Raw genomic sequence first — 23,974 nt, 5'->3', positions numbered from 1 at the left:
TATGCTGCATCTCATGCAAACAAGTCATGAAGCAGTCATCACCAAAAAGCGCGGTCGCGGCAGACCTCCGAAGTCGGCCGATGAGCGCAATGAAAGCATGCGCCGTGGCGAGCTGGTGAAGGTCGCGGCGCAGCTATTCAGACAGCGCGGATTTCATGGCACCAGCACACGCGATATCGCTGCAGCCGCAGGTATGCAGCCAGGCTCCCTGTTCTATTTTTTCGAGAGCAAGGAGGCCATCCTGCATGCGGTCATGCGCGATGGAATGGCGCAGGCAGCCGCCAGCCAGGCCGCTGCACTGGATGCGCTGACGGCGCGTGCCAGTGGTGTGCAGCGCCTGCGGGCCCTGGTGCGCAATCACCTGCAGATCATGGTCGGTCCGGACAGTGACTTCATTCCCGTCATGCTGTACGAATGGCGGCTGCTCAGTGATGAGCAGCGCGTGGATGTGGGAGCGCAAAAAGACGAATACGAGGCGCAGTGGATGCCCGCACTGCAGGCCCTGCACCACACGGGAAAGCTCAAAGCCAGTCCAGAGATTGCACGCCTGTTGATCTTCGGTGCGCTGAACTGGACGGCTCAATGGTTTACCGAGGGCCGTGGGCTGACGCTGGATGAGCTTACCGAGCAAGCCCTGGCCTTATTCATTGGAGAGCGTTGATGTACCAATCCGTATTCCGTGCCGCATTGTTTGCGGGGCAGGTGGTTGTGGTGACTGGTAGCGGCTCGGGAATCGGTCGCTGTGTTGCGCACGAGCTGGCATCCCTGGGGGCCACAGTCGCCCTGGTGGGACGCAATCAGGACAAGCTGGCTGCGGTGCAAGCCGAGTTGCAGCAGGCCGGAGTACCGGAGGATCGAGTCAGCCGGCACAGAGCGGATATACGGGATGAGGCTGCCGTCAAAGCGCTGGTGGCCGAGGTTCTGGCCCGCCACGGGCGCATCGACGCCCTGGTCAATAACGCGGGTGGGCAGTACATCGCGCCCCTGGCCAGCATCGGAGTCAAGGGCTGGCAGGCCGTGCTGGACACCAATCTCACAGGCGGCTTTCTGATGGCGCGCGAATGCTTTGTGCAACACATGGCAGAGCATGGTGGCTCCATCGTCAACATGGTGGCCGATATATGGGGCTCCATGCCGGGCATGGGGCACAGCGGTGCGGCGCGAGCGGGCATGGTCAGCCTTACCGAGACGGCGGCTGCGGAATGGGCACCCCATGGCGTGCGTGTGAATGCCATCGCACCCGGCTACATCGCCTCCAGCGGCATGGATCACTACCCACCCGAAGCGGCGGCCATGCTGCGCAAGATACCCGCCACCGTGCCGGCGGGACGCTTTGGCAACGAGGCCGAGGTTTCCGCCTCCATCGTGTTTTTGCTCAGCCCCGCAGCCAGTTTTATCAGCGGCACGGTTTTGCGCGTCGATGGCGCCCGGCCCCAGGTGCGCATGGGCATGGGGCCGGTTGCCGCCAGCGCCGAGGTGCAGCAGCGCGGCGCAGTGCGTGCATTTGGCGGCTTTTCTCTCTACCAGACTCCCAAGGTTTTTCAGTCATGAGCGTCTTTGCATCGCAATGGAATGCAGCCGGCGAGCAGGCGCAGCAGCGCCGGGCCGCCACGCTGTCGCGCATCGCCGCGCTGCGTGAGCTGGAGCAGCGGGCAGCCCAGGCATCGCAGCGGGCCAAGCCGCAGTTTGAAAAGCGCGGCCAGTTGCTGCCGCGAGAGAGAGTGGCCTTGCTGCTGGATGCCGGGACGCCATGGCTGCCGCTGTGCACGCTGGCGGGTTTCATGCTGGACCAGGAAGACCCCGCCAAGTCGGTTCCCGGAGGCGGAATGCTGGCGGGCATCGGCTTTGTCAGCGGCGTGCGCTGCATGGTCGTGGCCAGCGATTCGGGCATCGAGGCGGGAGCCATCCAGGAAAAAGGCCTGGACAAGATGCTGCGCGTGCAGGAGATTGCGCTGCAGAACAAGCTGCCCTTCATTCATTTGGTTGAGAGTGCAGGCGCCAACCTCATGCGCTACCGTGTCGAGGGCTTTGTGATGGGCGGAGCCTTGTTTCGCAACCTGGCGCGGTTGTCCGCGGCGGGTTTGCCGGTCATCACCGTGCAGCATGGCTCGGGCACGGCCGGCGGAGCCTATATGCCGGGGTTGTCGGACGTGGTCATCATGGTGCGCGGTCGCTCGCGCGCCTTTCTGGCCGGGCCGCCCCTGCTCAAGGCGGCGACCGGCGAAATCGCGACCGAGGAGGAGCTGGGCGGTGCCGAAATGCACACCAGTGTCTCGGGGTTGGGCGAATATCTGGCGGAGGACGACCGCCATGCCCTGAGTATGGCACGCGCCGTGGTGTCTCAGCTATCTTCATGGAAGACGTCTGCAACGATTGATGCATATGCGAAAAAAGCTATTGATTCAGGAGTTTCGGAGCCGCGTTACGACGCCGATGAACTGCTGGGCCTGATGCCGGCACACCATCGCGAGCCAGTGGATATGCACGAAGTCATGGCGCGGCTGGTCGATGGTTCCGAGCTGCTGCTGTTCAAGTCCGGCTACGGTGCGGCCACGCTCTGTGCGCAGGCGCATATCGGCGGCCATGCCGTGGGCCTGATCTCCAGCAACGGCCCCATCGATGTGGCCGGTGCTAGCAAGGCCGCGCACTTCATTCAATGGATGTGCCAGTTGGGCCACCCCATCATCTATCTGCAGAACACCACGGGCTATATGGTGGGCAAGGACAGCGAGCAGGCCGGCATGATCAAGCACGGCAGCAAGATGATTCAGGCCGTCACCAATGCCACCGTGCCGCAGATCACCATCCAGTGCGGCGCCAGTTTCGGAGCAGGCAACTACGGCATGTGCGGCCGAGGCTATGCGCCGCGCTTTCTGTTCAGCTGGCCCGGCGCCAAGACGGCGGTGATGGGCGGCGAGCAGGCGGCCAGCACCATGCGCCAGGTCACCGAGGCCGCCATGGCACGCAAGGGTTTGCCCATCGATGCCGAGCTGATGCAAAAGCAGTACGACCAGATCGTGGCCATGTTCGAAGCCCAGGCCGATGCGCTGGTCACCAGCGGCTTGTTGCTGGACGACGGTGTGATCGACCCGCGCGACACCCGCGCAGTGCTCTCGTTTTGCCTGCAGACCTTGCACGAAGCGCAGCAGCGCACCTTGCGCCCCATGCAGTTTGGGGTCGCGCGCATGTAGGGGCGCGCCTCTTCCCCCCTTTTTTTCTTCCAAACAGGACTCGACGGAGACAAGCCATGCAATGGACCCATGAACATCTGGAAGTGCGCAATACCCTCAATCGCTATATCGACGAGAAGATCAACCCTCATGTCGATGAATGGGAGCAGGAGGAGATCTTCCCTGCGCACCAGGTGTTCAAGGGGCTGGGCGATCTGGGCCTGCTGGGCCTGACCAAGCCCGAAGCCTATGGCGGTGCGGGGCTGGACTACTCCTACAGCCTGATGATGGCCGAGACACTGGGCCATATCCGCTGCGGCGGTGTGCCCATGGCCATTGGCGTGCAGACCGATATGTGCACGCCCGCACTGGCACGCTTTGGCAGCGATGCCTTGTGCGAGCAGTTTCTGGCTCCAGCCATTGCGGGCGATATGGTGGGCTGCATCGGCGTGAGCGAGCCCGGTGCTGGCAGCGATGTCTCGGGCATCAAAAGCCATGCGCGCAGGGATGGTGACGATTACGTCATCAGCGGCCAGAAGATGTGGATCACCAACAGCATTCAGGCGGACTGGATGTGCATGCTGGTCAACACCAGCGAGGGGCCGGTACACAAGAACAAAAGCCTCGTCATGGTGCCGCTGCGTGACGGCCCGCGCGGTAGGCTGACCAAGGGCGTGGAAGTGGCGCAGAAGCTGCGCAAGATCGGCATGAACTCCTCGGATACGGGCCTGCTGTTCTTTGACGAGGTGCGCGTTCCGCAGCGCTATCTGGTGGGGCAGGAGGGGCAGGGCTTCGTCTATCAGATGCAGCAGTTTCAGGAGGAGCGGCTCTGGGCCTCGGCCAGTGGCCTGCTCGCCATGGAGGATTGCATTCAGCAGACCATCGAGTGGGCGCAGCAGCGCCAGATGTTCGGCAGCACCCTGATAGATCAGCAATGGGTGCAGTTCAAGCTGGCCGAGTTGCAGACCGAAGTCGAGGCCCTGCGCGCACTGACCTATCGTGCCGCCCAGATGTATATGGCAGGTCAGGATGCGCTGCAGCTGGCCAGCATGGCCAAGCTCAAGGCAGGGCGGCTGACGCGCGAAGTGGCCGACACCTGTCTGCAGTTCTGGGGCGGCATGGGCTTTACCTGGGACAACCGCGTCTCGCGCCTGTACCGCGACGGGCGTCTGGGCTCGATAGGCGGTGGTGCCGACGAGGTCATGCTGGGCATCATCGGCAAGACCATGGGGCTGATCAAGCGCCAGGCGCACTGAGGAGCGGCGCATGACTCAGTTGCTTGAAATCGAACGCCAGCCCTTGGGCAGCGGCTTTGTGGAATGGTGGCGACTGAATTCGCCGCAAACCCGCAATCCGCTGACCGACGAGCTGGTGCAGGCTTTGCGCGATCAGGCCACAAGAGCGCACAAGGATTCACAGCTGCGCGTGGTCGTGCTGTGCGGCAACGGCGGGCATTTCTGTGCGGGCGGGAGCCTGGGAGGCTTTGCCAGCAGCATAGGCTCGCCGCTGCCTGCGGGGGCGCAGGACCCGCTGGTTCAGGTCAACCGCGAGTTTGGTCATCTGCTGCAGCTGCTGGCAGAGCTGCCCCAGTTGCTGATCGCTGCCGTGCAGGGCGCAGCCATGGGCGGCGGTGTGGGGCTGGTCTGCGTGGCCGACTGGGTGGTGGCGGATCAGCAGGCCGTCTTTGCCACACCCGAGGTGACGCTTGGAATTGTGCCCGCGCAGATCGCGCCGTTTGTGCTGCGCAGGCTGGGTGAAGGTTGCGCGCGTCAATGGCTGCTGGGCGGTCAGCGCTGGTCCGCAAGCCAGGCCCAGGAGGCCGGCCTGGTGCAGACCGTGATCCAGGCCACAGACGCTGCCCAATGGCAGAGTCAGCTGCAGCATCAGCTTGAAATCTGCGCGCAGGCCGCACCGCAGGCGGTGGCTGCCACCAAAAAGCTGCTGGCAACCATTGGCGGGCAAAGTCTGGATGCATCGCTGAACCAGGGCGCGCAGGCCTTTGCCAGTGCACTGCGCAGCGCTGAAGCGGGGGCGGGGCTCAAGGCCTTTTCCCGCAAGCAACCGGCTCCCTGGACCTGCATTGCAGGAGGCACATCATGAAGCGCATTCTGATTGCCAATCGTGGCGAGATTGCGCTGCGCATCATGGCTACGGCCAGGCGCATGGGCATAGAGACCGTGGCGGTGTACTCGGATGCGGATGCGGGAAGCCTCCATGTGCAACAGTCCACACAGGCCTATGCACTGGTCGGGCTGACATCGGCACAGAGCTATCTGGACGTGAACAAGCTGCTGGCGGCCGCCAAGGCGACAGGGGCCGATGCCGTTCATCCCGGTTACGGCTTTCTCAGCGAGGATGCGGGCTTTGCCCAGGCCGTTCAGGAAGCGGGCCTGATCTGGATTGGCCCGCCGCCGGCCGCGATCCGCCAGCTCGGCAGCAAGGCCGCCGCCAAGCAACTGGCCAGGGCCCATGGCGTGCCCTGTCTGCCGGGCTATGAGGGCGATGACCAGAGCGATGCGCGCTTTGCCGACGAAGCAGCCATGATTGGCTACCCTGTCATGGTCAAGGCCGTGGCCGGTGGCGGCGGGCGCGGCATGCGGCTGGTGGAAAGTGCCCAGCAGCTGCATGCCGCTCTGAACAGTGCGCGTTCGGAAGCCCTGGCTGGCTTCGGCAATGGTGACTTGCTGGTCGAGCGTGCCGTCATGCACCCGCGTCATGTGGAAGTGCAGGTGTTTGCCGACGGGCATGGCCATGTGATTCATCTGGGGGAGCGCGACTGCTCGGTTCAGCGTCGCCACCAGAAGATCATTGAAGAGGCCCCCAGTCCGGCCGTCAATGCCGAGCAGCGCGAGCACATGGGCAGTTGTGCCGTGGCCCTGGCCAAGGCGGCAGGCTATGTGGGTGCGGGTACGGTGGAGTTCCTGGTCGAAGGCCGGCAGTTCTATCTGATGGAGATGAATACCAGACTGCAGGTCGAGCATCCGGTGACCGAGGCCTTGACGGGCCTTGATCTGGTCGAGTGGCAGATCCGCGTCGCGCGCGGCGAGGCCTTGCCGTTGACGCAGCAGCAGGTGCAGTTCGACGGCCATGCCATCGAAGTGCGACTGTGCGCCGAAGACGAGAGCTTTCAGCCCCATACCGGCGTGGTGCGACATTTCTCGGCCCCCGACGCGGCCGCCTTCAGCCGCGCGCCGCTGCGCTTTGACCACGCATTGCACACCGGCAGCGAAGTCACACCCTATTACGACGCCATGCTGGGCAAGCTGATCGTCCATGCGCCGACGCGAGAGCAAGCCATTGACGGGCTGATTCATGCACTGGGCCGGCTCGCGGTGCTGGGCTTGCCGACCAATCGCGCCTTTCTGATTGAATGCCTGAACGACGAAGTGTTCAGGCGGGGCCAGGCTCTGATCTCCTATCTGACGGGCGATGCGCCACGCCTGCAGCAACTGCTGCGAGAAAAGGAAGCTCTGGCGCACCAGCACTGGGGAGCGCTTTGCGCCGTGGGCCAAAGGCCGGGGCCGCTGGCTTGCAGCTATGCCCAGTTGCGCAAGCTGCAGCACCGGGGCCGGGCACAGGAGCTGGCGCTGCGGCCCGAGACCGAAGACAGCTGGCTGCTGAACCGGCGCGGCGCAGAGCCTGAGCTGCTGCAGGTCGACGAGTTGCTGGCCTATGGCTGGCGAGCGAGAACGGCGGGCCTGACCCAAACCGTGCAGGCCGTGCAACTGCCCGTCGGGCAAGGCGGGACGCGCTGGCATCTGCAGGCTGGCAGTGTGGACTGGTGGGTCGAAGATGCAAGCTATGCCCCGCCAGAGCATGCAGCCGGAGCCGGCCAGACTGCAGAGCTGCGCGCGCCGTTCAACGGCCGTGTGGTGCAACTGGGTGTGGAGACCGGGCAGGCGCTGAAGGCCGGCGATGTGGTCGTGGTCGTCGAATCCATGAAGCTGGAGCACAGCCTGAGCGTGAAGGCCGACTGCCGGGTGGAGGCCGTGCTGGTCAATGCCGGCCAGCAGGTGGCGCCGGGCCAGGTGCTGCTGAAACTGGCGCCCCTGTCTGGAGGCACTGCATGACTGATGCCACTGAACGCGAAATGCTCTATGACATGGTGCGCCGTTTTGCGCGTGAGCATATCGCTCCTCATGTCACGGCCTGGGACGAGGCGGGAGAGTTCCCGCGTCAGCTCTATCGCCAGGCCGCCGAGCTGGGGCTGCTCGGCATTGGCTACCCCCAGGAGCTCGGTGGTACCGCGGCCACGCACGGTCTGCGCGCCGCTTTGTGGCTGGCGCTGTGCCGCTACGGGGGCAGCGGCGGTGTGCTGGCCAGCCTGTTGTCGCACAACATCGGCCTGCCGCCCGTGGTGGCTCTGGGCAGCGATGCGCTCAAGCAACAGGTGGTGCCCGATGTGCTGGCAGGCCACAAGATCGCGGCGCTGGCGATTACCGAACCTGGCGGTGGATCGGACGTGGCGGCGCTGCGCACCAGGGCCAGGCGCGATGGCAACGAGTATGTGATCGAGGGCGAGAAGACCTTCATCACCTCGGGCATGCGTGCGGACTGGATCACGGTGGCGGTGCGCACGGGCGAGCAAAGAGGTGCATCCGGTATCTCCCTGATCCTGGTGCCGGGCGAGAGTGCGGGATTGCGCCGCAGCCCGCTGCACAAGATGGGCTGGCAATGCTCGGATACGGCCCATCTGTTCTTTGATGGCGTGCGCGTGCCTGCCAGTCATCTGCTCGGGGCCGAGGGCGAGGGCTTTCGCGCCATCATGCAGAACTTCAACGGCGAGCGCCTGGGCATTGCCTGCGCTGCGCTGGGCTTTGCCCAGGCCTGCTATGACGAGGCGCTGGCCTGGGCGCAGCAGCGCCAGGCCTTTGGCGTGACGCTCAATCAGCATCAGGTCATACGCCACAAGCTGGTGGACATGCAGCAGCGCCTGCGCAGCACCGACGCCTGGCTCAACGCCGTCTGCGCACGAGCCGATGGCGGCGATAGCGGTGCGGATTGGGTGGGTGAGGTCTGTGTGCTCAAGAACCACGCCACCCAGACCATGCAGTTCTGTGCCGATACGGCGGTGCAGATTCTGGGTGGCATGGGCTTTATGCGCGGCACGCTGAGCGAGCGCATGTACCGCGAAGTCAAGGTGTTGACGATTGGCGGCGGCACAGAGGAAATCATGAAAGAGCTGGCCGCGCGCCAGTGGCGTATCTAGCGCGGCTGTCGCAGCGGCCTCAGTCGTTGCCGGGAGGTTTGAGCGAATAAGCCTGAAACGCTTATGTGTAAAGCGTTGTCAGCTTCTATTAAAGGAGCAATATGTCCGATAAAGCCATTATTACCTGTTCCATTACCGGGGTGCTGACCGACCCGAATCAGCATCATGTGCCCGTGACACCAGAGCAACTGGCGCAGGAAGCACGCCGGGCCTATGACGCGGGCGCATCGGTGGTGCATGTCCACTTCAGGCGCCAGGAGGAGGGCAAGGGTCATCTGCCCAGCTGGGACCCGGCAGTGGCCAGGGCCTGCGTGGATGCCATGCGCGCAGCCTGCCCCGAGCTCATCATCAATCAGACCACCGGGGTTGTCGGCCCCGATTACCAGGGACCGCTGGACTGCCTGCGTGCCACGCGACCCGAGATGGCGGCCTGCAATGCGGGCTCGCTCAACTATCTCAAAACCCGCAGCAATGGAAGCTGGGCCTGGCCGCCGATGCTGTTCGACAATCAGCCCGCAAAGGTGCAGGACTTTCTCGATGTGATGGCCGAGACCCACACTCTGCCCGAGTTCGAGTGCTTTGACGTGGGCATCGTGCGCTGCGTGGGCATGTATGTGGAAACCGGCATGTACCGAGGCCTGCCCGAATACAACTTCGTGATGGGGGTGGAGTCCGGCATGCCGGCAGACCCCGATCTGCTGCCTATCCTGCTCAGGCTCAAGATCAAGGATGCGCCCTGGCAGACCACGCTGATCGGGCGCAGCGAGATCTGGCCCACCCATCTGCGCACGGCCGAGCTCGGCGGGCATTTGCGCAGCGGACTGGAAGACACTTTCTATCTGCCGGACGGCAGCAAGGTCACATCCAATGCTCCGCTGATCGAGCAACTGGCGCGCTATGCGCGTGATGTGGGCCGTGAAGTCGCCACTCCCAGGGAGGCCAGGCAGATGCTGCACCTGGCGGCCTGAATCAGGGAGAAGTTGCAGATGAACACTTGCCCTCCTCCTCGGACCGTGGCGCAGGCACTGGCGCAGACCGTGGCCGCCCATCCCCACAGGGATGCCTATATCGACCAGGGGCGCAGCTACAGCTGGCAGCAGGTGGATGTCATGGCCAGCGCCTGGGCTGCCCATCTGTCCTCGCTGGGCCTGCGTCCCGGTGAACGCATCGGCATCATCCTGCCCAATGGTCTGCCCTGGGTGCTGAGCTATCTGGCAGCGGCGAAGACGGGGCTGGTCGTGGTGGGCCTCAGCGTCCGATACCGGGACGCCGAGCTGGACTTCATGCTGCAGGACAGCCAGGTCAAGGCCGTGCTTGCGCCGCGCGAGTTTGCCGGTTTCGACTACCAGAGCTATCTGGCGCAGGCCCGTCAGCGTTTTGCGGCGCTGGAGCACCTGTTGTGGGTGGATGAAGGATTCGAGCAACCGCTGCAGTCCGGCGTGAAAGTCTTGCATGAAGGCACCGGTCCTGAGCCGGATGACCTGCTGATGATCATCTACACCTCCGGCACCACAGGCCGGCCCAAGGCGGCGGGGCTGACGCATCGCTCCCAGTTGGGCTCAGCGCTGGCGCAGCACGCGCATGTGAGGGCTGTGGTGGACGATATGGTGCAGCTGGCCATGCCGCTCAACCATGTGGGGGGCATTACCTGCGGCGTGCTGACCATGCTGCTGGCGGGCGGCACCTGCGAGCTGGTGCCCATGTTCAGCCCCGAGGCTGTCTGGAAGATGGCGCACCGGCATCCGCCGACCTGGCTGGTGGGCGTGCCAACCATGCTGACACTGCTGCTCATGCATCCGCTTTTGGCGGAGGTGGACATGAGCCGGCTGCGCCTGATCGTGGTGGGTGGATCCAATGTGGAGCCAGTCTTGCTGCAGCGGCTGCAGCAGCAGTTTCCGGGCGTGAGCATCATGAATCTCTACGGTCTGTCCGAGACTTCGGGGGCCATCGTGATGACGCCCTGGCAGGCGGATCAGCAGGCCCTGCTGCACAGCATAGGCAAGCCGCTGCAAGGGGCGCAGCTGCGCGTGGCGGGGGCTGATGGAGAGGAGCTGCGAAGTGGCGAGGTGGGGGAGCTGTGGTTTCGCGGTGCGGGGGCGATTCCGGCCTATGTGGGGCAGGAGCAGGACGAAGAGGCGTTTGCCGGCGGCTGGCTGCATTCGGGGGATCTGGGGCTTGTCGATGAGCGGGGCCTGGTCTACCTCAAGGGGCGGCAAAAAGACATGTTCATACAGGGCGGCTTCAACGTCTATCCCAGCGAGGTGGAGAGCGTGATTGCCGGTCATGCAGGCGTGCTGATGGTCGCCGGCATCGGCGTGCCGGACCCCGTGCTGGGCGAAGTGGGGCGCTACTACATCGTGATCAGACCTAGTGCCAGCGTGAGCGAGGAGGAGCTGCTCGCGCATTGCCGCCAGCAGCTCGCTGACTACAAGCTGCCGCGCCAGCTGGTGTTTCGCACCGAATTGCCGTTGACCCCGGCAGGAAAGATCCAGAAAGCCCTGTTGCGAGCAGAGGAGTGCTGTTCATGAATGTTCAATTTGATTTTTCAGGTCGCCATGTGATGGTGTTTGGCGGCACCACAGGCATCAACCTGGGCATTGCCCAGCACTACGCGATGGCAGGAGCCAGGGTCTCGGTCGCCAGCCGCAAGCAGGCCAATGTGGATGCGGCCCTGGCGACGCTGGGGGCGCAAGCCTTTGGCGTGGTGGCCGATGTGCGCGATGAGCAAGCGGTGGGCGCAGCGCTGGCGCGGGCCGTGGCCTGCCATGGGCCGCTCGACGTGCTGGTGTCTGGCGCAGCCGGCAACTTCCTCGCCCCTGCAGAGCAGATGTCGTCCAACGCCTTCAAGGTGGTGCTGGACATCGATCTGCTGGGCAGCTTTCATGTCGCGCGTCAGGCACTGGTGCACCTGCGGCAATCGGGAGCGAGCCTGATCTTCATCACCGCGCCGCAGTCCACCGTGCCCATGATGTACCAGGCCCATGTCTGCGCGGCCAAGGCTGGAGTGGACCATCTGGCGCGGGTGCTGGCGCTGGAGTGGGGTGCCAGGGGCATTCGTGTGAACGCCATTTCCCCCGGACCCATCGAGGGCACGGAAGGCATGCGCCGGCTGGCCCCGCAGGGGGCAGAAGGAGACGCTCTGGTGCGCAGCATGGTGCCGCTGGGGCGCATGGGCACGACTGCAGATATTGCCCGGCTGGCGATGTTTCTGGGCAGCGATGCGGCCAGCTACATCTCCGGCACCGTCATTGCCTGTGACGGCGGGGCGCAGGGCCAGCTCTCGCCCATGGTTGCCGCTGCCGCCATGGCAATGCCGAAGCAGGATTAGAGACACAACAAGAAAAAGCGTGGGTTATGGGTTCCGGGTTGCACACTATCAAGGAGACAAACCATGATCGAGATGAGTCTGACGAAGGAGGCACGGCGTATCCGGCGCATTGCGCTGGGCGACCTGCTCTACCGCAGTGCGCGCAAGTTTGGCCACCGCACGGCGCTGGTCGATGGTGCTGAGCGCATCAGCTATGCCGAGCTGGATGCACGAAGCTCGCGCTTCGCGCATTATTTGCTGTCGACGCTGGGGCCGGGCAAGCAGATCGGCATGCTGTGCGCCAATTCCATAGACATGGTGGTGGCCTGCAACGCCATTCACAAAGCGGGTCAGGTGTGGGTGCCCGTCAATATCAAGCTGGAGGTATCGAGCATCGACTACATCCTGCGGCATGCAGAGGTGTCGGCAGTGGTGCTCGATCAGGAGTTGCTGGCCCTGCCCGGACTGGCCGAAATTCTGCAGCAATTGCAAGTGCCGCTCATCATCACGCGCCTGCAAATGTCGCAGGTGCAGCAAGGACTGCCGGGCATATCGTTGACACAGGCCGAAGCAGGCCAGTCCGATGCTTTGCCGGAGGTTGACATTGACGACAACCAGGCGGCCTTGCTCATGTACACCAGCGGCACCACGGGCAATCCCAAAGGCGTCGTGCATTCCCATCTGTCGGTCTATGCGGCGGTCAAGGGCAATATCGACGAGATGAAATATGGCGAGGCCGATGTGCTCAGCGGCTGGTTGCCCCTGTTTCATTGCGCCCAGCATGCGCTGGTGCAGACTGCGCTGGCGGCAGGCGCTTGCACCGTGCTCACGCGACAGTTTGTGCCGGCGGAGGTGGGGCAGCTGGTGATGAAGGAAGGTGTGACGATCTTTGTCGGGCTGCCCCTGATGTATGCAGCGGTGCTGGCCGATCCGGGTTTTGCGCCCACCACGATCCGGCAATGCATCTATGCCATGGCTCCGATTCCCAAACCCTTGATCGCCCAGATTGCGCAGCGCATGTGCCGCAATATCTCTCTGGCCACGGGGCAGACCGAGATATATCCGGCCACCATGACTTTCTACCCCTTGCTCAATGCCGAATGCGATGCCAATTTCTGGGGGCGCTCTCTGACCACTTGCGAGACCGCCGTTATGGATGATGCAGGCAATCTGCTGGGATCCTGCCAGGTCGGCGAGATCGTGCATCGCGGCCCCAATGCCATGCTGGGTTATTTCAAGGACCCCAAGGCGACGGCCGAGGCACAGAAGTTTGGCTGGCACCATACCGGCGATCTGGGCATGTGGGACGAGCAGGGCCGCATGGAGTTCATAGATCGCAAAAAGGACATGATCAAGACCGGCGGCGAGAACGTCGCCAGCGTGAAGGTTGAGGCCGTGGTGCTGGCCCATCCCGAGATCGCGGCCGCTGCCGTCTTCGGCTTGCCGCACCCGCGTTGGAGCGAGGCGGTCTGCGCATTTGTGATGCGCAAGCCCGGAACCTCGGTCGATGCTGATTCGGTGCTTGCTCACTGTCGTCAGCATCTGGGGGGCTTTGAAGTGCCAAAGCTTGTGCACTTTGTCGATGCCTTCCCTTCCACGGCAACAGGCAAGGTACAGAAGAACGTGATGCGCAGGCAGTTCGAGCAGATTGCCAGGGATCTATGGGGGGAGTGATGCTCGCCGTGGATTGAAAAGGCCGGCGATAGCTGGCCTTTTTGTCATCATTCCACGGTTTCCTGTGCCCAGGCAAAGACGGGGGGAGTGCGTTCGGCAATGACCTTGTTGCGAGCCTCCAGCAAGGGGTAGAGCATTTCCGGCTGGGGAACAATCCAGTATTCGCCGCGTTCGATCGCCGCAAAAACCAGGCTGGCAAACTCGTCGCTGCCCAGACCGTTTGCATCAAGCAGATGACTCATCATGCCGTGAAACTGGGCCGATGCGGCGGATGGTGCTTCTCGGAAGATAGCAGTCTTGACCGGACCGGGAGCCAACAGCGAGACCTTGATATGCGGGGTCAGAGCGGCCAGCTCGCTGGCCAGACTTTCGGTCAACGCCACCACGGCAAATTTGGTGGCCGAGTAGGGGGCCATCAGCGGGCTCGGCAAAAAACCACCGATCGATGCCGTATTGATGATGCGTGCGGGCCTGTCTGCCCTGAGCAGGCGTGGCACAAAAGCGCGCAGGCCGTTGACGATGCCGTTGACATTGACCTGCCAGGCTTGCTGCCATTGGGCATCGCTGATCTCCCAGCTATTGCCGGTGCTGAGAACGCCTGCGTTGTTGAAAAGCAGATCGACCTGACCGAAAGCTGTATAGGCCTTGTCGGCCAGCGCATCCAGCGACGCCTGGCTGGTGACATCGGTGGCCACGGCCAATGCCTGATCTCCCAGCTCCAGCGCGACTTTTTCAAGGCCGCTCTGGTCGCGGTCTGCAACCACGACCTTCATTCCAAGAGAGACTGCCTTTTTGGCAAGGCCTGCACCAATTCCACTGGCGGCGCCGGTGATGACTGCAACTTTCATGATTTCCTCATTGGCTAAATACGAATGAATTAAAGCACTCCCAGCGTATTTGTATTTCTCACGAATTCCCGCTTGACAGTTATTGAAGGTGTTTACAGTCTTTATTAATTTATTAAATGAAAATACTTGCTTGACATATAAAAAACCTGGGCACAGTACGTCCGAATGGATTAATGGTTTTCACTAGGGGCTGTAAACACAAACTTATTTTGTAAAGAGGAAAAATCAGAGTGATTTGAATTTGGAAATAACCAAGAATCTCAATTCCCATCGCCAATTGGTGGCGGTCAGTCAGTATTGAGGTTTGAAAATGAATTCATTCATCGGTGGTTTGAAAGGAAAAGTGGTTCTGGTCACAGGTGGTGCCTCGGGCATTGGCCTGGCCAGTGCCCAGGCCCTGGCCTCCAGCGGGGCCAAGGTGGTGTGCGCTGATCTGCAGCAAAGCCAGGATTTGCCGCAGGGTTGCGAATTTCGCAAGCTCGACGTGAGCAGCGAGAAGCTGACCAATGAGCTGGTTGCTTACATGCTGGACCGCTATGGCCAGATTGATGGGCTGGTGACTTCGGCTGGCATTTCCCGCGTGGGTGATCTGGAGAGCATGCCCTTGCAAGAGTGGGAACAGGTACTGCAGGTCAATTTGACAGGGACCATGCTCAGTGCACGTGCCGTGGCCAGCCACATGAAGCAGCGCGGTCAGGGCTCCATCGTCACCATCGCCAGTATCAACGGCATGCTGGGTAACCCGAGCAATCTGGCCTATTGCACCTCCAAGGGGGCGGTGATCCAGATGGTGCGCAGTCTGGCCGCAGATCTCGGTGCTTACGGCGTGCGGGTCAACAGCATCAGCCCCGGCTATATCCATACGCCCATGACCACCATGCTTGATGAACTGCCTGTAGGCCAGGCTTTCGAGGCCATGCATTTGCTCAAGCGAGCGGGCAAGCCACAAGAGGTGGGCAATGCCGTGGCATTTTTGCTTTCCGATATTGCTTCATTTATTACCGGGGTCAATCTTCCAGTGGATGGCGGATTCTCTGCAGCCAAAGTAATTAATATTTAAGGAATTCCAATGAAATATGATGTCATAGTGATTGGTTGCGGAATGTCCGGCATTCTGGCTGGTATTCACCTGAAGAATAGCGGGAAGAAATTCATTATTCTGGAGAAGGCCGGGACATTGGGAGGAACCTGGCGGGATAATACTTATCCAGGCCTGACGTGCGATGTGCCATCTCACGCCTATACCTATTCTTTCGAGCCCAACCCCGAATGGTCTCGGGTACTGCCGCCTGGAGCCGAGATTCAGCAGTATTTCGAAGGCGTGTTCCAGAAATACGGTATTGCCGATTTTTCGCAGTTCGGCACCGAGATCACGCGAGCCGAGTGGACGGGCGATGCCTGGACGCTGCAGGATCAGCATGGCAAGCAATACGAGGGCAAGGTGGTGGTTGCTGCCACCGGTGTGCTGCACCACCCCAACTATCCGCAGATCAAGGGCCTGGAGGAGTTCGGGGGGAACACGATTCACAGTGCACGCTGGGATCATTCGGTACCGCTGGACGGTAAAAGAATCGCCGTCATCGGCACCGGATCAACGGGCGTGCAAATTGTCTCGGCACTGGCGCCGCGTGCCAAGGTGCGGCATTTTCAGCGCACGGCCCAATGGATTTTCCCGGTCGAGAATCCAGCTTTCAGCGAAGAGCAACGTGCCGAATTCCGCAGTAACCGCGATCTGCTGGTCTATCTGCAGCGCGAACCTAATTATGTGGCCAATGTTGAACGCTTTACCGAGGGTGTGCTGGATCCGAATTCGGAACAGATTCAGGAAATTCAGAAAATCTGCCAGGACAACCTGGATGACTCTGTTGCAGACCCAGGCCTGCGTGAAAAACTGCAGCCTCATTACCGGGCTGGTTGCAAGCGCTTGATTTACTCGCCCGACTACTACAAGGCGATCCAGCACCCCGATTCAGAGTTGATCACCGAAGCTATTGCCAAGGTCGAGAAAAAGGGAGTGCGTACCAGCGACGGTGTGCTGCATGAGGTGGACGTCATCGTTCTGGCCACGGGATTCAAGACCGACCGCTATGTGCGCCCCATGAATGTGACGGGCCTGAATGGAGCCACGCTGGAGCAGGCCTGGAGCGATGTGCCCACGGCATACAAGTCCATCTCGGTGCCGGGCTTTCCCAACTTTTACTTCATGAACGGGCCGACCTCTCCCGTGGGCAACTTCTCGTTGATCGATACCTCGGAAATGCAGTGGGGCTATATCTCGCAACTGATAGAGCGTGGCCAGCAAGCCGGTGTGGCAGGGCTTTCGGCCAGGCCCGAGGCCCTGGCTCACTACGACCAGGAGCGCTTGCAGGCCGCCAAAGGCTCGGTCTTCGGCTCGGGTTGCAACAGCTGGTATCTGGACAGAAACGGTGTACCCAACACCTGGCCTTGGTCGCAGTCGCGCTTCAGGCAGGAGATGAGTGCGCCGGTGTGGCAGGACTATATCCACCACCAGACCGAAGAGCTTGTGGCCTGAGTGCCACCTTGCGCCCGTCCTGATCGGGCGCGCTCCATCAACTTCAAGGAGACCCAATGCAGATACACCCCGAAATGGCTGCCGTGCTGGAGCAGTTCAAGGATGCTCCGCCCATGGATTTCGTGACCACTCCGGTGCCCGAAATCCGCAAGCTGATGGACCACATGGCTTTCCCGCCTGCCGACATGCCCATGCACGAGGTGCGTGAGATCGACATCCCCGGTGGCGACGGCCAGCCGCTCAAGCTGCGCCTGTACCGTCCCGGCACTGCGCAAGCAGCGCCTGTCATGGTCTATTTTCACGGTGGTGGCTGGTGCATAGGCACGCTGGAAACGCATGACAACCTGTGCCGCCACCTGGCGCGCCTGACCGGCATGAATATTGTGTCGGTCGATTACCGTCTGGCTCCCGAGCATGTCTTTCCCGCTGCGCTGGACGACGCCTATGCTGCCACGCGCTGGGTGGCGTTGCATGCGGCCGAGCTGCACTGCGATGCACGGCAGTTGATGGTGGCGGGTGACAGCGCGGGAGGCAATCTGGCCATTGCCACCTGCCTGCGCGCAAAAGAAGACGGTTGGAAAGGCATCGCCCAGCAACTGCTGCTCTATCCCGTCTGCGATGCGCATATGGATGCGCCATCGCATGCGCTTTATGGGCAGATGCCGTTTCTCACCACCGAAGCCATGGCGGCAATGTGGCGTCACTATCACCCTGCCATGCCTGCACATCCACTGGCCTCCATCATGCAGTACCCCGATCTTGCTGGTTTGCCGGCAGCGGTGCTGGTGACTGCGGAGCTGGACATATTGCGCGACGAAGGAGAGGCCTTTGGCCTGCGCCTTCAGCAGGCTGGCGTGCCAGTTTCCAGCCTTCGTGCGCAAGGCATGTTGCATGGGTTCGCCAACTTCAGCACCCTGGTGCCGGCGGTGGCAAAGTTGCTGCAAGAGGCTTGTTCAAAGCTGCCTTTCGGCAAGATATCGGCTGTTGGACAAGCCTGATGCATGCAACTGTTCATGTATACAGTTGTGTGTGATGGATGCCTCAGTTTTATCCCCGCATCATGTGGACGCTCTTGTGGAAAACTATGCTTTCAAGCCTTGAAACCCGCGCCAGATGGTGCTTTGCACGGATTGCCTAAAAAATAGACGATTTACGCGAAGGGATTAAACCGAGGGTTTTCACCAGTGGTTCTCAGTCCGTAAAAAAAGCCCGCCAACCGTTGCCGGTGGCGGGTTTTTGGGGTGGCATGCGCGCGCTCAGGAAGGCTGCTGAGGCGTGGGGCGTGTGCGGTAGAACTGCATGGGAGACTCTTTCATTTCCTTGGCATGCTGGTTGAGCACTGACTTCTTCATCTTGCCCACCACATGCATCTCGCAGGGCTTGCAGTCAAAGCGCAGCGTGAGCTTTTCCTTGCCGTTGATCAGCTGCAGCGGCTCTGCCTTGATGGTGCCCTTGACGCCGATCACGCCCTTGGCCTGCTTGGGACACAGGCTCATCGAGAAGCGCACGCAGTGCTTGGTGATCATCAGCGAGACTTCGCCTTCCTCTTCCTTGCTCTCGTAGGCGGCGTCGATGATCTTCACGCCATGCTTCACATAGAAGTCATGGGCCTTCTGGTTGTAGACATTGGCCAGATAGGTCAGCGTGTCTTCAGGGAAAGGCGCGGGCGGCTCCACGGGCTTGGCGCGGGGCAGGCGCACAAAGCCGTCAGCGCGGGCCTGCTCCAATGCGGCCACTGCATCGCGGCGCAGCTGATTGAGCACCGATGCCTGGATAAACCAGGGCTGGCTCAGGTTCAGCGAAATATCGTTCACCTCGAAAACCGTCGCGCCAAAGCGTCCCAGCTGCTCGCGCAGCGAGGCCTGCGCCTTTGCGGCATCGGTAGCGCTCTGGTGCTCCTGGTCAATGGCGGCCGCGCCGACAAAGCCGTCCTCATCGGTCAACGTCAGCGCGAAGCCCGAAGCGGTCTCCGTGAACTCGGCCCACAGACCGATGCGGCGTTCGCTGGACTTCTTCTCCAGTGTGCGCACCCAGTCCATATCGCGGTTGCGGTTGATTTCCAGGCCCTTGCGCAGGTCCTTGAACTCGGCAATCTCGTTCTTGGGGAAGACACGCCAGATGCCTTTTTTGGCACTCACGCATTCGGCACGGTTGATGTGCACGCCCACCAGTTCCTTTTGCAGATCGTAGTAGCACAGACCGTCGCCGTTGTGCAGCTCGGTGGCCTTGTCGCTGGTTTCGATCTCGAACCATTTGTCGCCGACCTGTGTCACCCAGCCGATCGCACGACCCGGGGTCTTGGGCGTGTCGAAGGCGCCGATGTCATCCTTGCGCCCGTTGACGAAATAGTCTGTGAACTCGCGGTTGAAATTCTGGTCCGGATCGGGTTCGAACGAGAAAGTTGTGCGGCCTGACGACGAGCGCGCCAGCGGCCGATCGGAGAACTCGCGCTCCTCGATGATTTCGTCTAGCAGTTTGCGGTAATGGGCCGTGATGTTCTTCACATAGCCCATGTCCTTGTAGCGGCCCTCGATCTTGAAGCTGCGCACGCCGGCGTCGATCAGGGCACGCAGATTGTCGCTCTGGTTGTTGTCCTTCATGGACAGCACATGCTTTTCGTGCGCGATGATGCGGCCGCTGGCGTCCGTGACCTCATAGGGCAGGCGGCAGGCCTGATTGCAGTCGCCGCGGTTGGCGCTGCGTCCCGTGTGGGCATGGCTGATGAAGCACTGGCCCGAGTAGGCCACGCACAGTGCGCCATGCACAAAGTATTCGATGGTGGTGCGGGCCGGGTCTGTTGCGGCGCGCACGGCAGCAATCTGCTTCAGATCCAGCTCGCGCGCCAGCACGATCTGCGACAGGCCGGCGTCCTGCAGAAAGCGGCCCTTCTCGTGCGTGCGGATATCGGTCTGGGTGGATGCGTGCAGCTGGATGGGGGGCAGGTCCAGTTCCAGCAGACCCATGTCCTGGATGATCAGCGCATCGGCACCGGCGTTGTAGATCTGCCAGGCCATATCGCGCGCGCCCTGCAGTTCATCGTCGCGCAAGATGGTGTTGAGTGTGATGAAGATGCGGCTGCCGAAGCGGTGGGCATGCTTGATGAGCCGCTCCAGATCGCGGATGTCGTTGCCTGCCGTCGCGCGCGCGCCAAAGGCCGGTCCGCCGATATAGACGGCGTCCGCGCCGTGATTGACGGCTTCGATGCCGATATCGGCGTCGCGCGCCGGGGACAGGAGTTCGAGCTGGTGGGGCAGGAGAGACATAGGGGCAGGATTATCTCAGCAAGCCCCGGTTTCGGCACAGTGGCGGGTAATCGCCTGGTTCAATGGCCGCGTGGGCTGAATGTGCGCGGAAATACCACGGGCCCGCTGCGGTCCGCCAGCCGGTAGCCCATGGCGGGGCGGTTCGACACGCCTTCCACATGGCCGGCCTCGACCAGAAAGTTCGCTGCCAGCATGCGGGTGCGGAAGCCGCTTTTGTCCACGCTGCGCCCCAGCACGGTTTCATAGACTTGCTGCAACTGGGGCAGGGTGAAGGGCTCGCTCAGCAAAAAAGCGGGCAGCGAGGTGTATTCGACCTTGTTGCGCAAACGCTCCACTGCCGCCTGCAAGATGGTGCCATGGTCGAACGCCAGAGCGGGCCGGCGCAGCAATTCATCCACTTCGAACCAGGCCACATCGGCCGCATTGGCGCCTTTCGTCAGTTGCAGCTCATGGGCGGGAATCAGCGCAAAGTACACATGGGTGGCCGACCAGCCACGCGGATCACGCGCCGCACTGCCCCAACTGCCAAGCTGCTCCAGATAGGGGCTGTCCACACCCGTCTTCTCCTTGAGCTTGCGCGCGGCGCAGGCCTGCAGATCGGCATCCAGGTCCACATTCACAAACCCTCCGGGCAGGGCCCAGAGGCCTGGAAACGGATCGTCTTCATGGCCTGGGCGTTGCACCAGCAATACATTCAGGCGGCCCTGGGCAATCGTGAAGATCACCACATCCACCGTGGTGTAGGGGCGGGGAAAGTCCGGCGCTGGCTTGGAGTGACGCTGTGTAACGGTCATGAATCAGGCTTGACTGGATGAATGTTGGGTTGTATTGTACAACTTTCATAAGTTGCTCAATACAACTTATGTCCTGTTGCTGGAGCCCAGACCAAGCATGCAGACGCATGCCAACAAAGCCTGGCCTGGGTTTGCCACAAGGCAGTGGCACCGTGGAAAGTACGACAAGGTCGGGTCCCGGTAGCGCAAGAGCCTGTCATGAGCCAGGCAGGCAGCTTCAAACAAAGAGAAAAAGAGAACAAGAAAATGAAAAACCCAAACACCACCGCTCGCAGCAAGTTCCTCAGCCTGGTGCTCAGGCACAGTCCCGAGACCATAGGACTCAAGCTTGACGAGGCGGGCTGGGCCCAGACCGATGAGCTGCTGGCCTGCCTGGCACGCTCCGGTCGGCCCATCAGTCTGGTGGATCTGCAGACCATGGTGGCTGACAACAACAAGCAACGCTATTCCTTCAGCGCGGATGGCAAGCGCATTCGTGCCAATCAGGGCCACTCCATCAAGGTCGAGCTGGGCCTTGAGGCAAGGCGTCCTCCGGCAGTGCTCTTCCACGGAACGGCCACGCGTTTTCTGGATGCGATTTTTCATGAGGGCCTGAACCGGCAGTCACGCCACCATGTCCATCTTTCCGAAAGCCAGGCAGTGGCTGCTCAGGTCGGCAGTCGCCATGGCAAGCTGGCCTTGCTGCAGGTGGATGCCGCGCGCATGCAGGGCGAGGGCCATGTGTTCTACCGCTCCGACAACGGTGTGTGGCTGACCGATGTCGTCCCTGCCCGGTATCTGCTGAAGCTGGCGCCATGAATGCCTCGGGAATCATCGCCGTCGACGCGGATGGCGTGCTGCTGGACTACAACCGGGCATATGCCTCAGCCTGGGAGCGGGTATTTGGCGAGCGGCCCGCGCTGAAGCGGCCTGACGCCTACTGGGCCATGGACCGCTGGGGTGTGGCCAGCCTGCAGGGCGAGGCCTTGAGCCGCTTTCGCACCAGCTTTGATGCGCAGTTCTGGTCAAGCATTCCCGCGATTGGCGGAGCGCTCCAGGCTTGCGAGCAGCTGTGCGCTGCGGGGTATGAGCTGGTCTGCGTGTCTGCGATCCAGCCGCAGTTTGCCGAGGCCCGGCAGGTCAATCTGCGGCGGCTGGGTTTTCCGATCTCGCGTGTGATTGCCACCAGCGGCCGCACTGATCCGGGTCCCAGCCCCAAGGCACAGGCCCTGGCGCAGTTGCAGCCCCTGGCATTTGTCGATGACTTTCTGCCGTATTTCGACGGCGTGGGAGTGCGGATTCACAAGGCGCTGGTGCTGCGCGAGCAAGGTGGGTCACCCAATACGGGGCCGGGTTTGCAGGCCATTGACTCCACTCACGCCACGCTGGCGGACTTTTCCCGTTGGTGGCTGAATCATTATCAAGAAGAACAGACATGAACCGAGATTACGAAATTCGATCCGTAGCCGATCTGGTGGCCCAGCTCGACCAAGGCTACCGCCCCAAATACCTTTGTTTCTGGGGGCATCAAGCCGAAAGGAATGGCTCAGTGGGCAAAGGCTGCCTGAGCCAGTGGTTTTCTGCTCCATTCACTGTGCAGGGGGATCGCTTTGCCACGGCGGAGCATTTCATGATGGCAGGCAAGGCGCGGCTGTTTGGGGACGAAGAGGCGCGCGCGCAGGTGCTGGCTGCGCCGTCTGCGGCCAGTGCCAAGCAGATAGGGCGCAGCGTGCGCAATTTCAACGAGGCACGCTGGAAGGCGGAGTGCTTCGACATTGTAGTGAGCGCCAATGTCGCCAAATTTTCCCAGAACCCGGCCCTGGGGGAGTTTCTGCTGAGAACCGGCGAGCGTGTGCTGGTCGAGGCCAGTCCGCGCGACCGCATCTGGGGCATCGGCCTGGGCGCTGCCCATCCCGATGCCGAGCAGCCGCGCAAATGGCATGGACAGAACCTGCTGGGTTTTGCGCTGATGGCCGCACGCGCTCAGTTGAGAGCCGGACAATGAGCACGCTGGACCGTTTTGAAGGCGCTCTGCTGGGCCTGGCTTGTGGCGATGCCGTGGGTACGACGCTGGAGTTTCGGGAGCGTGGAAGCTTTGTGCCGCTGACCGATATGGTGGGGGGCGGGCCGTTTTCACTGAGGGCCGGACAATGGACGGATGACACGTCCATGGCTTTGTGCCTGGCCGAGAGCCTGGTTGTCAAAGGAGGTTGCGATCCCGGGGACCAGATGACGCGCTACGCCAACTGGTATCAGTGGGGTTACTGGAGCTCCACCGGTCACTGCTTTGATATCGGCATGGCAACGCGCGAGGCGATACAGCACTATCTGCGCACCGGCAATGCGCTGGCGGGAAGTGACGATGCGCGCAGCGCCGGCAATGGCTCGCTGATGCGGCTGGCCCCGGTGGCCATGGCGTATGCCCATGATGAGCAAGAGGTGCAGGAGCGGGCGGCGCTGAGCTCTCGCACCACGCATGCGGCTGCCGAGTGTCTGGATGCCTGCCGTCTGTTCGCCGTGGCACTGAGCCGCGCCCTGCTGGGCGCAGACAAGGCGCAGGTGCTGGATCTGGCTGCGCTGCCGTTTGGCAGCCCGCGCATCGCCGAGATTGCACAAGGCAGCTGGCGCAGCAAAAGCCGCGAGCAAATCCAGAGTTCGGGCTATGTGGTGCACAGCCTGGAAGCTGCTCTGTGGTGTTTTGACAGGCTCGATAGCTTTGAAGCCGTCGTGCTGGAGGCGGCCAACCTGGGTGACGATGCCGACACCACTGCGGCCATTGCAGGCCAGATTGCGGGTGCGTGCTGGGGGCGCAGCGGCATTCCTGCGCACTGGCTGGAAAGACTGCATCAGCAGGCCGATATTCGCGCGCTGGCGCAATCGATTTATGCGCTGAATCAGGGGCTGGCCCGATAGATTTTGCGTGGCCATGCGCCCTTCGCGGGACCTGTTCACACCTTGCAAGTAGGTCGCAGGCCCTTGGTTGTCGCAGCGCAGGTCGCGAAAGCCGCACCGGGCCTGCGCGCTCAAACGCCCTGTTCGATACTGCTTTGCGCGAAGGCATTCTGTTCGCGCCCGGTGCGCTGTTTTCCAACGCCGCACGTTTCGACCATTGCCTGCGTATCAACTGCGGCTGGCCCTACAGCGCACAGATCGCGACACCGCCTTGTGTACACTGGGCCAATGCATGGCCGCGCAGG

The 23,974-nt window shown here is 62.0% G+C and carries 21 protein-coding genes; 18 read left to right on the top strand and 3 right to left on the bottom strand.

The annotated features are described in order from the left end of the window. Positions 1-13 precede the first annotated feature (13 nt). The 11 genes from QYQ99_RS02725 (at position 14) to QYQ99_RS02675 (ending at position 13,360) form a co-directional block, all read left to right on the top strand. Positions 14-661 carry a TetR/AcrR family transcriptional regulator gene (locus tag QYQ99_RS02725; RefSeq protein ID WP_302091317.1) on the top strand — a complete coding sequence of 216 codons (648 nt, stop codon included), beginning with the start codon at positions 14-16 and terminating at the stop codon, positions 659-661. Then, positions 661-1,551 (top strand): SDR family oxidoreductase, encoded by an 891-nt coding sequence (locus tag QYQ99_RS02720; protein ID WP_302091316.1) that lies wholly within the window; start codon positions 661-663, stop codon positions 1,549-1,551. The genes QYQ99_RS02725 and QYQ99_RS02720 overlap by 1 nt, the downstream gene beginning before the upstream one ends. Continuing rightward, positions 1,548-3,191: an acyl-CoA carboxylase subunit beta gene (locus QYQ99_RS02715; protein WP_302091315.1), complete on the top strand. Its 1,644-nt coding sequence runs from the start codon at positions 1,548-1,550 to the stop codon at positions 3,189-3,191. The genes QYQ99_RS02720 and QYQ99_RS02715 overlap by 4 nt, the downstream gene beginning before the upstream one ends. Positions 3,192-3,247: 56 nt before the next feature. Further along, positions 3,248-4,426, top strand: coding sequence for an acyl-CoA dehydrogenase family protein (locus QYQ99_RS02710; RefSeq protein ID WP_302091314.1), 1,179 nt, complete (start codon positions 3,248-3,250; stop codon positions 4,424-4,426). 10 nt (positions 4,427-4,436) lie between these two features. Beyond that, the gene (locus QYQ99_RS02705) at positions 4,437-5,270 is read left to right on the top strand and encodes an enoyl-CoA hydratase/isomerase family protein (RefSeq protein ID WP_302091313.1); all 834 of its coding nucleotides are present in this window, start codon (positions 4,437-4,439) and stop codon (positions 5,268-5,270) included. After that, entirely contained in the window at positions 5,267-7,240 is a 1,974-nt protein-coding gene (locus tag QYQ99_RS02700) for an acetyl/propionyl/methylcrotonyl-CoA carboxylase subunit alpha (protein ID WP_302091312.1), read from the top strand. The genes QYQ99_RS02705 and QYQ99_RS02700 overlap by 4 nt, the downstream gene beginning before the upstream one ends. Continuing rightward, the gene (locus QYQ99_RS02695; RefSeq protein WP_302091311.1) at positions 7,237-8,379 is read left to right on the top strand and encodes an acyl-CoA dehydrogenase family protein; all 1,143 of its coding nucleotides are present in this window, start codon (positions 7,237-7,239) and stop codon (positions 8,377-8,379) included. Before QYQ99_RS02700 ends, QYQ99_RS02695 begins: the two co-directional genes overlap by 4 nt. 101 nt (positions 8,380-8,480) lie before the next feature. Further along, complete coding sequence (locus QYQ99_RS02690; protein WP_034369294.1) at positions 8,481-9,347, top strand: 3-keto-5-aminohexanoate cleavage protein; 867 nt, start codon at positions 8,481-8,483, stop codon at positions 9,345-9,347. 18 nt (positions 9,348-9,365) lie between these two features. Beyond that, entirely contained in the window at positions 9,366-10,907 is a 1,542-nt protein-coding gene (locus QYQ99_RS02685; protein ID WP_302091310.1) for a class I adenylate-forming enzyme family protein, read from the top strand. Beyond that, entirely contained in the window at positions 10,904-11,707 is an 804-nt protein-coding gene (locus tag QYQ99_RS02680; RefSeq protein WP_302091309.1) for an SDR family oxidoreductase, read from the top strand. Before QYQ99_RS02685 ends, QYQ99_RS02680 begins: the two co-directional genes overlap by 4 nt. 63 nt (positions 11,708-11,770) lie before the next feature. Continuing rightward, positions 11,771-13,360 (top strand): class I adenylate-forming enzyme family protein, encoded by a 1,590-nt coding sequence (locus QYQ99_RS02675; RefSeq protein WP_302091308.1) that lies wholly within the window; start codon positions 11,771-11,773, stop codon positions 13,358-13,360. 47 nt (positions 13,361-13,407) lie between these two features. Here the strand turns inward: QYQ99_RS02675 and QYQ99_RS02670 are convergent, their stop codons facing one another. After that, a complete protein-coding gene (locus QYQ99_RS02670; protein ID WP_302091307.1) occupies positions 13,408-14,208 on the bottom strand; it encodes an SDR family oxidoreductase in 801 nt (266 codons plus the stop codon). A 310-nt stretch (positions 14,209-14,518) separates the two neighbouring features. Here QYQ99_RS02670 and QYQ99_RS02665 point away from each other — a divergent pair, with 310 nt between their 5' ends. From QYQ99_RS02665 to QYQ99_RS02655, 3 genes are read left to right on the top strand one after another with little or no spacing between them, the layout of a single operon-like run. Then, entirely contained in the window at positions 14,519-15,268 is a 750-nt protein-coding gene (locus QYQ99_RS02665) for an SDR family NAD(P)-dependent oxidoreductase (protein ID WP_302091306.1), read from the top strand. A 9-nt stretch (positions 15,269-15,277) separates the two neighbouring features. Then, positions 15,278-16,741, top strand: a complete 1,464-nt coding sequence (locus QYQ99_RS02660; protein WP_302091305.1) for a flavin-containing monooxygenase — start codon at positions 15,278-15,280, stop codon at positions 16,739-16,741. A 56-nt stretch (positions 16,742-16,797) separates the two neighbouring features. After that, on the top strand, positions 16,798-17,739 hold the full coding sequence (locus tag QYQ99_RS02655) for an alpha/beta hydrolase (RefSeq protein ID WP_302091304.1): 942 nt from the start codon (positions 16,798-16,800) through the stop codon (positions 17,737-17,739). 258 nt (positions 17,740-17,997) lie between these two features. Here QYQ99_RS02655 and QYQ99_RS02650 read toward each other — a convergent pair whose 3' ends face one another. Then, positions 17,998-20,004: a peptidase U32 family protein gene (locus QYQ99_RS02650; protein ID WP_302091303.1), complete on the bottom strand. Its 2,007-nt coding sequence runs from the start codon at positions 20,002-20,004 to the stop codon at positions 17,998-18,000. 59 nt (positions 20,005-20,063) lie between these two features. Next, positions 20,064-20,798, bottom strand: coding sequence for an NUDIX hydrolase (locus QYQ99_RS02645; protein WP_302091302.1), 735 nt, complete (start codon positions 20,796-20,798; stop codon positions 20,064-20,066). A 246-nt stretch (positions 20,799-21,044) separates the two neighbouring features. Between QYQ99_RS02645 and QYQ99_RS02640 the strand changes: the two genes are divergently transcribed. Genes QYQ99_RS02640 through QYQ99_RS02625 form a run of 4 tightly spaced genes read left to right on the top strand, consistent with a single transcriptional unit; the run spans position 21,045 to position 23,690 of the window. Next, the gene (locus tag QYQ99_RS02640) at positions 21,045-21,596 is read left to right on the top strand and encodes an RNA 2'-phosphotransferase (RefSeq protein WP_302091301.1); all 552 of its coding nucleotides are present in this window, start codon (positions 21,045-21,047) and stop codon (positions 21,594-21,596) included. Beyond that, on the top strand, positions 21,593-22,216 hold the full coding sequence (locus QYQ99_RS02635) for an HAD family hydrolase (RefSeq protein ID WP_302091300.1): 624 nt from the start codon (positions 21,593-21,595) through the stop codon (positions 22,214-22,216). Before QYQ99_RS02640 ends, QYQ99_RS02635 begins: the two co-directional genes overlap by 4 nt. Continuing rightward, positions 22,213-22,782, top strand: a complete 570-nt coding sequence (locus tag QYQ99_RS02630) for an NADAR family protein (protein WP_302091299.1) — start codon at positions 22,213-22,215, stop codon at positions 22,780-22,782. Before QYQ99_RS02635 ends, QYQ99_RS02630 begins: the two co-directional genes overlap by 4 nt. After that, positions 22,713-23,690, top strand: coding sequence for an ADP-ribosylglycohydrolase family protein (locus QYQ99_RS02625; protein ID WP_437439060.1), 978 nt, complete (start codon positions 22,713-22,715; stop codon positions 23,688-23,690). The genes QYQ99_RS02630 and QYQ99_RS02625 overlap by 70 nt, the downstream gene beginning before the upstream one ends. Positions 23,691-23,974 lie beyond the last annotated feature (284 nt).

The sequence above is a fragment of the Comamonas testosteroni genome, from assembly GCF_030505195.1.
GTDB classification, from domain to species: domain Bacteria; phylum Pseudomonadota; class Gammaproteobacteria; order Burkholderiales; family Burkholderiaceae_C; genus Comamonas; species Comamonas testosteroni_G.
This window is presented reverse-complemented; position numbering and strand designations above follow the sequence as displayed.

Coding starts and splice junctions, on each gene's coding strand:
- QYQ99_RS02675 (WP_302091308.1), top strand. CDS start 11,771: ATGATCGAGATGAGTCTGACGAAGGAGGCACGGCGTATCCGGCGCATT.
- QYQ99_RS02680 (WP_302091309.1), top strand. CDS start 10,904: ATGAATGTTCAATTTGATTTTTCAGGTCGCCATGTGATGGTGTTTGGC.
- QYQ99_RS02695 (WP_302091311.1), top strand. CDS start 7,237: ATGACTGATGCCACTGAACGCGAAATGCTCTATGACATGGTGCGCCGT.
- QYQ99_RS02630 (WP_302091299.1), top strand. CDS start 22,213: ATGAACCGAGATTACGAAATTCGATCCGTAGCCGATCTGGTGGCCCAG.
- QYQ99_RS02640 (WP_302091301.1), top strand. CDS start 21,045: ATGAAAAACCCAAACACCACCGCTCGCAGCAAGTTCCTCAGCCTGGTG.
- QYQ99_RS02685 (WP_302091310.1), top strand. CDS start 9,366: ATGAACACTTGCCCTCCTCCTCGGACCGTGGCGCAGGCACTGGCGCAG.
- QYQ99_RS02715 (WP_302091315.1), top strand. CDS start 1,548: ATGAGCGTCTTTGCATCGCAATGGAATGCAGCCGGCGAGCAGGCGCAG.
- QYQ99_RS02645 (WP_302091302.1), bottom strand. CDS start 20,798: ATGACCGTTACACAGCGTCACTCCAAGCCAGCGCCGGACTTTCCCCGC.
- QYQ99_RS02635 (WP_302091300.1), top strand. CDS start 21,593: ATGAATGCCTCGGGAATCATCGCCGTCGACGCGGATGGCGTGCTGCTG.
- QYQ99_RS02720 (WP_302091316.1), top strand. CDS start 661: ATGTACCAATCCGTATTCCGTGCCGCATTGTTTGCGGGGCAGGTGGTT.
- QYQ99_RS02705 (WP_302091313.1), top strand. CDS start 4,437: ATGACTCAGTTGCTTGAAATCGAACGCCAGCCCTTGGGCAGCGGCTTT.
- QYQ99_RS02650 (WP_302091303.1), bottom strand. CDS start 20,004: ATGTCTCTCCTGCCCCACCAGCTCGAACTCCTGTCCCCGGCGCGCGAC.
- QYQ99_RS02700 (WP_302091312.1), top strand. CDS start 5,267: ATGAAGCGCATTCTGATTGCCAATCGTGGCGAGATTGCGCTGCGCATC.
- QYQ99_RS02665 (WP_302091306.1), top strand. CDS start 14,519: ATGAATTCATTCATCGGTGGTTTGAAAGGAAAAGTGGTTCTGGTCACA.
- QYQ99_RS02660 (WP_302091305.1), top strand. CDS start 15,278: ATGAAATATGATGTCATAGTGATTGGTTGCGGAATGTCCGGCATTCTG.
- QYQ99_RS02655 (WP_302091304.1), top strand. CDS start 16,798: ATGCAGATACACCCCGAAATGGCTGCCGTGCTGGAGCAGTTCAAGGAT.
- QYQ99_RS02710 (WP_302091314.1), top strand. CDS start 3,248: ATGCAATGGACCCATGAACATCTGGAAGTGCGCAATACCCTCAATCGC.
- QYQ99_RS02690 (WP_034369294.1), top strand. CDS start 8,481: ATGTCCGATAAAGCCATTATTACCTGTTCCATTACCGGGGTGCTGACC.
- QYQ99_RS02625 (WP_437439060.1), top strand. CDS start 22,713: ATGGCATGGACAGAACCTGCTGGGTTTTGCGCTGATGGCCGCACGCGC.
- QYQ99_RS02670 (WP_302091307.1), bottom strand. CDS start 14,208: ATGAAAGTTGCAGTCATCACCGGCGCCGCCAGTGGAATTGGTGCAGGC.
- QYQ99_RS02725 (WP_302091317.1), top strand. CDS start 14: ATGCAAACAAGTCATGAAGCAGTCATCACCAAAAAGCGCGGTCGCGGC.